This window comes from Streptomyces sp. NPDC001604 (assembly GCF_042893475.1).
Lineage (GTDB): Bacteria > Actinomycetota > Actinomycetes > Streptomycetales > Streptomycetaceae > Streptomyces.
In genome coordinates this window covers 1-6,975 of record NZ_JBIAUY010000042.1, presented here as the reverse complement: position 1 = coordinate 6,975, position 6,975 = coordinate 1, and the positions used below count along the sequence as shown (strand labels likewise).

The window sequence follows — 6,975 nt, the reverse complement described above, 5'->3', positions numbered from 1 at the left end:
TTGTCCCACGGAATGTGCAGCGCGACCGTCGGCGCCACACCGGTGAACGCATGCACCTGCGCCGCGTCGGCCAGCTTCTCCTGCGGCGTGCGGGGGACGCCCTGCTGCGCGAACACCTTGAACCGGGTCCCCGAGTTCCCGTACGCCCACGACGGCGTCTCGATCTTCTGCGCCGCGAGTGCTGCCTTCACGGCGGACTGGTCTGGCATGACCACCTCTGAACACTGTTTGAATCGTTTCAGGGAACGTAGTCCCACGGGTGGGATGCCGTCAAGATGCGACGCGCCCACCCTGGGGTGTTCGTCAAGGGCCGGAGATTTCGCTGCTGGAACCCTTGACGAGCAGCCATCGTGGGCTCACGATGCCGTGAAACGTTTCACAGCCCCTTTACGGGGCGGTTACACGTGTCATCACCTCGTTGGCACGCACCGCCCTCCGTCCCCGAACTCCCCATCAGAAAGGCCGCCTTGATGAGCAACGACGCCATCTCCCGCAGGCCCGCCGAACCCCGGGTCACCCGCTCCCAGTGGCGCCTGGCCGTCCTCTCCGGCATGGCTTCCTACCTGGACTCGGGCATCATCGTCTCCTCCGGCCTGTCACTGGGCCTGTGGCAGAGCCGCTTCCATCTGTCCTCCTGGGGGCTCGGCGCACTGAGCGCGGCGCTGACCTTCTCCATCGCCATCGGCTCACTCGTCGGCGGCCGCCTCGCCGACCGCTTCGGCCGCAAGCGTGTGTACGGGATCGACATCCTCGTCTACGCCATCGGCGCCGCCCTGCTGGTCTTCGCCCCCAACAGCGCCTTCCTCTTCGCCGGCATGATCATCGGCGGTCTTGCGGCCGGCGCCGACCTGCCGACCTCGCTGGCCATGGTCTCCGAGCACTCCCCGCGCTCGGTTCGCGGCCGACTGATCGGCGCGACGCAGACCATGTGGGTCGTCGGCATCACCGCCGCGATCGTGATCGGCTTCGGCACCTCCACGCTCGGCTACCTCTCCGCGCAGCTCCTCTTCGCCCACCTCACCGTCGTGGCCCTGGTCAGCTGGGTGCTGCGCAACCGCATGCGGCTGTCTCCCGTGCTGGAGGAGGCCGAGCGCGGCGGCGGTGGCGAGGGCATCGACGCGCGGGCGCTGCGCCGCCTCGCCGCCAGGCCGGTCCTCGTCCCGCTCCTCGCGACGGGCGGCTTCTACCTCTCCTGGAACCTCGCCGCCAACACCATGGGCCAGTACGGCACGTACTTCCTGACCACCGTCAGCGGCGCCTCCCAGACCCTCGCCACGGGAATGGGCCTGGCCGGACTCCCTATCGGCCTGGTCTGCTCGCTCGCCTTCGTACGGCTGGCCGACACGCCCTGGCGCGACCGGCTGTTCTACGTCTGTGCGGTGCTCCAGGTCCTTGCCTTCGCCGTGGCCGCGGCGACCGGCGGCGCCGTGATCGCGGCGATGGTGTTCTTCCTGCTCCTCTACAACGTCGTCAACCAGTTCGCCGGCGAGGCCAACTACAAGGTCTGGTCCCAGGAGGCGTTCCCCGAGGAACTGCGCGCGACCACGCAAGGACTGACCTACGGCCTCAGCCGCGCCCTGTGCGGTTTCGCCGGCCTCGCCACCCCCACCCTGATGGCGGTCAGCGGTTCGGCCGTTCTGTGGATCACCACGGCGTGTGTGGCCGTGTCCGGTCTGATCGGTGTGTGGGTCGTCCGCACCATCGCTCCCCAGGGGCGGGCCGCGGCGCCCGGGGCCACCTCCACCGTCCGTGTCAAGGAAGCGATCTGATGCGCGTCACCGCACCTGTCCTGGAACACCACCGCGAGCCGCTCGGCATCGGCGAGAGCAGGCCCCGCCTGAGCTGGCGCACCGAGACGGACACACCCGGCTGGACGCAGCGGGCGTACCGCCTCGAAATCACCGGCACTGACGGCACCGTCCTGACCGACACCGGGCGCGTCGAGGGCGCCGATTCCGTGCTGGTGGACTGGCCCGGCGAGCCGCTCGCCTCCCGCAGCCGCGTCGGGGTGCGTGTCCAGGTGTGGGGCGAGGGCGCCGAGCCGTCCGCCTGGTCGCCGCCCACCCGGGCGGAGACCGGACTGCTCGCCCGCACCGACTGGACCGCCCGACCCGTCACCCCCGACCGCGAACTGTCCGACGCCCCACTCCCGGTGGCGCTGCTGCACCGCACCTTCACCCTCGCCAAGCCGGTCGCCTCGGCCCGCCTCCACATCACCGCCTACGGCGTCTACGAAGCCGAGATCAACGGCAACCGTGTCGGCGACCACGTCCTCGCCCCCGGCTGGACCTCCTACCACCACCGGCTGCGCTACCAGACCTTCGACGTCACCGGCCTGCTGCGCGAGGGCGACAACGCGATCGGCGCGTTCCTCGGCGAGGGCTGGTACACGGGCCGGCTCGGCTTCCACGGCGGCCGGCGCAACCTCTACGGCGACCGCCGCGCGCTCCTCGCCCAGCTGGAGGTCACCCACCCCGACGGCACCGTCACCACCATCGGCACCGACGAGACCTGGCGCGCCACGACCGGCCCGATCCTGCGCTCCGAGCTCTACGACGGCGAGGTCTACGACGCCCGGGCGGCCCGCCCCGGCTGGTCCGAACCGGGCCACGACACCTCCGACTGGTCACCCGTCACCGAACTCCCGCTCCCCGAGGCCGAATTGGTGGCCCCCACCGGCCCGCCCGTGCGCCGCACCCAGACCCTGTCCCCGGCCGAGGTCATCAGCACGCCATCCGGCAAGACGATCCTCGACTTCGGGCAGAACCTGGTCGGTCGCCTGCGCATCCGCGTCTCGGGCCCGGCCGGACACACCATCACCCTGCGGCACGCGGAAGTTCTGGAGCACGGCGAACTCGGCATCCGGCCCCTGCGTCTCGCCGCCGCCACCGATACCTACACTCTCGCCGGCACGGGCGAGGAGACGTACGAACCGCGCTTCACCTTCCACGGGTTCCGCTACGCCGAAATCGAGAACTGGCCGGGCGAGTTGGACCCGTCCGCGGTCGAAGCCGTCGTCCTGCACACCGACATGATCCGCACGGGATGGTTCGAGTCCTCGCACGAGCTCGTGAACCGCCTGCACGAGAACGTCGTGTGGGGCATGCGCGGCAACTTCCTCGACATCCCCACCGACTGCCCCCAGCGCGACGAACGACTCGGCTGGACCGGCGACATCCAGGTCTTCGCCCCCACCGCCTCCTTCCTCTACGACTGCTCGGGCATGCTCGGCGGCTGGCTGCGCGACCTGGCCGCCGAACAACTCGCCCGTCCGGACGGCACGCCCCCGCTGGTCGTGCCTGACATCCTGCCCGCCGGCTTCGGCGGCACCCCGCACGCTGCCTGGGCGGACGTCGCCGTGCTGCTGCCGTGGACGCTGTACCGGCGCTTCGGCGATCTGGCCGTGCTGCGCACCCAGTACCCGAGCATGCGCGCCTGGGTGGAGACCGCCGCCCGCCTCACCGAGGAGGGCGGCGGCCTGTGGCGGCAGGACTTCCAGCTCGGCGACTGGCTCGACCCGGCCGCCCCGCCGGACGCTCCGGGAGACGCCCGCACGGACGGCGATCTCGTCGCCAACGCGTACGTCGCCCGCTCGGCCGACGTACTCGCCGAGACGGCGCGGCTGCTGGGGGAGAAGGACGACGCCGTACGTTACGAGGAACTCGCGCGCTCGGTAAGGGCGGCGTTCGCCGACGAGTTCGTCACCCCGGGCGGGCACATGTCGAGCGACGCGCAGACCGCGTACGCACTCGCCCTGTGCTTCGCGCTGCTGCCCACGGAACGTCAACGGCGGGGCGCAGCCGAGCGGTTGGCCCACATCGTGCGCAAGGCGGGCTTCCGCATCGCCACCGGATTCGCCGGTACGCCGCTGATCTGCGACGCCCTGTGCGCGGGCGGGGAAGCGCAGCTGGCGTACCGGATGCTCCTGGAGAAGGGCTGCCCGTCCTGGCTGTACCCCGTGACCATGGGGGCGACGACCGTGTGGGAGCGGTGGGACTCGATGCTGCCCGACGGGAGCATCAACCCCGGCGAGATGACCTCCTTCAACCACTACGCCCTCGGCGCCGTCGCGGACTGGCTGCACCGCACGGTCGCAGGCCTCGAAGCCGCCGAACCGGGCTGGCGCCGACTGCGCATCGCGCCCGTGCCCGGCGGCGACCTGACGTATGCCAAGGCCGCGCACGACACGCCGTACGGCCGTGCCGAGGCGGGCTGGCGGATCGAGGACGGCACGCTCGTGGTGGAGGTGCTCGTCCCGCCGAACACCCGGGCCGAGGTCCAACTCCCGGGTGACGGTGAGCCGTTCGAGATCGGCTCGGGCCGCCGTACCTTCCGGCGGCCCTACACCGCGCCCGCCTGGCCGCCGGCCGCGCTCCGCAACCCGTTCGCCGGGCCGGAGGAGTAGGACCGGCGAGGTGCTCAGGCCAGGACGGCCGGCCTGAGCACCTCCTCGCACCACTGACGGAACGTGGTCGGGCTGGGTGAGGCGAGGCGGTGGTCCTCGTCGTAGGCGTCCTTGATCTGGGCCACGGCCATGTCGACCAGCCCCTGCGCCCATGCCTCGCTCGCGCCGTGCTCCAGCATCGTCGCCCGGTAGGTGTCGAGGGGCAGCTGCTGATATCGGACGGGCCGTCCCAGCACCTCGGAGAGGACCTGTGCCATGCCGTCGGGGGAAAGGGCGTCGGGGCTGACCACGGGCACACCTTCCTGACCGCTCCACGACCGGTCGAGCAGGAGTTCCGTGGCCTTGGCCGCGATGTCCCGGGTGGCGACGGACGCGAGGACGCGGTCGCCGGGCTGCGGCCAGTAGAACGCGCCCTGGTCCCTGATCGCGGCCACCTGCCACAACAGGTTCTCCATGAAGGCCGGCGGCTGCAGCGCCCGGAAGTGCACACCGGTGTCCATGATCATCCGGTCCTTGGCCAGCGAGGCCGACAGGTGCCCGGCGTTCTTCTCGATTCCGCGGCCCATGGTCGACACGGCGACGACCCGCTTGACGCCCCGGTCGCCGATCGCCTCACAGGCCGCCCGCGTGTAGTCGACGTAGTGGCCTTCGACGCTCTCCGCGCGCAGGTCCGGTGGTACGACCCAGAACACGGCGTCCGCGCCCGCGAAGGCCTCCATGACGACGCCGAGGTCGCGATGCGAGCCCTGGACGACCTCGACGCGCTCGCGCACCTCCGCAGGCAATCGGGAGGGCTCGCGCACGATCACGCGGACCGGCGCCTGGACGCCGAGGAGACCGTCGACGACCTGGCGGCCGATCTGACCGGTGGGAGTGGTGATGACAAGCATGGAAAAGCTCCAAGAGGGCTCTCGGGAAGGCCGGTTGGCCCCTACGGCCGCCGACTGCACGAGCGGGACGGACCGGGGGGCCGCGTGCTTCGATCCTGCGGTGCACCCCTGCGAGACGGAAGGATCGAAGGGATCCAGCTTGTTACCCTCTGGGTAATACCGAACGGAGGTGCCGGGTCGTGGAATCCCGATCACTGCGCTACTTCGTCGCCGTGGCCGAAGAACTCAACTTCGCCCGCGCCGCCGAACGGCTGGGCATCTCCGCCCCGCCTCTCTCGCGCGCCATCCGCAAACTCGAGGCCGACCTGGGCGTCACGCTCTTCGAGCGCACCACCCACTGCGTCGAGCTGACCCCCGCCGGCACGGTCCTGCTCGGGGAGGCCCGGATCGCGCTCGACGCCCTGCAGGCGGCCGGCCGTCGGGCACAGCGCGCGGCCGCCCAGGACGCCAAACTGGTCCTCGCCCTCAAGGCCGACGGCGACGGGGGCCTGCTGGAACCCATCCTGGCCCGTTACGCGACGGAGCCCGCCGCCCTCCCGGTCACGATCCGGTTGTCCGGCTGGGGCGACCAGGCCCGGCTGCTGCGCCAGGGCGAGGCGGACGCCGCCCTGATCTACGAACCCTTCGACCACACCGGCCTGGACAGCGAAACGGTCACCGTCGAACGCCGCCTGGCCGCCCTCCCGGTCACCCACCCCCTGGCCGTCCGCGACCACCTCACCCTCGCCGACCTGGCCATCCCGGGGGTCGAGTCCGGCCGCCTCGACGCCCTGGCCGGCTACCTGGACATGATCGTCGAGCGCCACGGCATCGCCGACCTGCCCCAACTGCTCACCCTCGTCGAACTGGGCGAGATCGTGACCCTGCTGCCGGAATCCGTCACCACTCGCTACCCGCGCCCGGGTCTCGCCTACCGCGAGGTCCCGGACGCCCCTCCGGCCACCCTGTCGATCGCCTGGCCCCAGCAGTCCTGCTCGACGGCCACCGCCGCACTGGTCCGGGTGGCCGCGTCCGTGGTGCCCCCCGTCGAGGCGGCCGCATGAAATACCTGGTCCTGATGTACGCCGACCCCGCGGCGACCGAAGCGATGACCGCCGCCGAACGCGCGGAGGTCTTCCGTCGACACGAGGCCCTCCACCAGGACCTGGAAGGCACCGGCGAGATGCTGAACGGAGCCGGGCTGGCCTTCCCCCGGGACACGAAGACCATCCGGTGGCAAGGCGAAGGCACGGTCCCGACCACGACGGACGGCCCGCTCACGGACGCCACCGACCACGTGACCGCGTACTACGTGATCGACTGCGCCACCCCGGAACGAGCACGGGAGATCGCCGAACGCGTCCTGGACTTCCATGTCGTGGCGGTCGAGGTGCGGCCCGTCCACGACTCGTTCGGGATGGGACAAGCCTGACCGCACGGGGCCACGTCCACGGGACCGCTTCGCACACTGACCGGCACGCCCCCTACCGCACGCTCGGTGCGACATACGGCCGTTGCCGGCGACCGGAGGCGCGGATCGCCGCACACATTCACTCCGCCCAGATCGGCGCCTGCCGACGACCTGCTGATGTGCGCCGACAGGGGAGCGGGGCTGTACAAATGTGCGGCTCCGTTGCGCCCCTTTTAGGGGTGCGGGGCTGTATCAATGTGTGGCTGCGCCGCGCGGGCGCGACCGGTCGC

At 71.2% G+C, this 6,975-nt stretch carries 5 protein-coding genes and 1 pseudogene; 4 read left to right on the top strand and 2 right to left on the bottom strand.

The window, feature by feature from the left end; all coding sequences use genetic code 11:
- A pseudogene (locus tag ACFY1E_RS47830) lies at nt 1–209 on the bottom strand (rhamnose isomerase); the annotation flags it as partial.
- Nucleotides 210–470: 261 nt separating this feature from the next.
- On the opposite strand from ACFY1E_RS47830, the gene ACFY1E_RS47825 reads away from it, so the two are divergent.
- Complete coding sequence (locus ACFY1E_RS47825) at nt 471–1,769, top strand: MFS transporter (protein WP_389088907.1); 1,299 nt, start codon at nt 471–473, stop codon at nt 1,767–1,769.
- On the top strand, nt 1,769–4,405 hold the full coding sequence (locus ACFY1E_RS47820) for a family 78 glycoside hydrolase catalytic domain (RefSeq protein WP_389088905.1): 2,637 nt from the start codon (nt 1,769–1,771) through the stop codon (nt 4,403–4,405). The genes ACFY1E_RS47825 and ACFY1E_RS47820 overlap by 1 nt, the downstream gene beginning before the upstream one ends.
- A gap of 14 nt (nt 4,406–4,419) precedes the next feature.
- Here ACFY1E_RS47820 and ACFY1E_RS47815 read toward each other — a convergent pair whose 3' ends face one another.
- On the bottom strand, nt 4,420–5,295 hold the full coding sequence (locus tag ACFY1E_RS47815; RefSeq protein WP_389088902.1) for an NAD(P)H-binding protein: 876 nt from the start codon (nt 5,293–5,295) through the stop codon (nt 4,420–4,422).
- A 179-nt stretch (nt 5,296–5,474) separates the two neighbouring features.
- Between ACFY1E_RS47815 and ACFY1E_RS47810 the strand changes: the two genes are divergently transcribed.
- The gene (locus ACFY1E_RS47810) at nt 5,475–6,338 is read left to right on the top strand and encodes a LysR family transcriptional regulator (protein WP_389088900.1); all 864 of its coding nucleotides are present in this window, start codon (nt 5,475–5,477) and stop codon (nt 6,336–6,338) included.
- Nucleotides 6,335–6,706, top strand: a complete 372-nt coding sequence (locus ACFY1E_RS47805; protein WP_389088897.1) for a YciI family protein — start codon at nt 6,335–6,337, stop codon at nt 6,704–6,706. The genes ACFY1E_RS47810 and ACFY1E_RS47805 overlap by 4 nt, the downstream gene beginning before the upstream one ends.
- Nucleotides 6,707–6,975 lie beyond the last annotated feature (269 nt).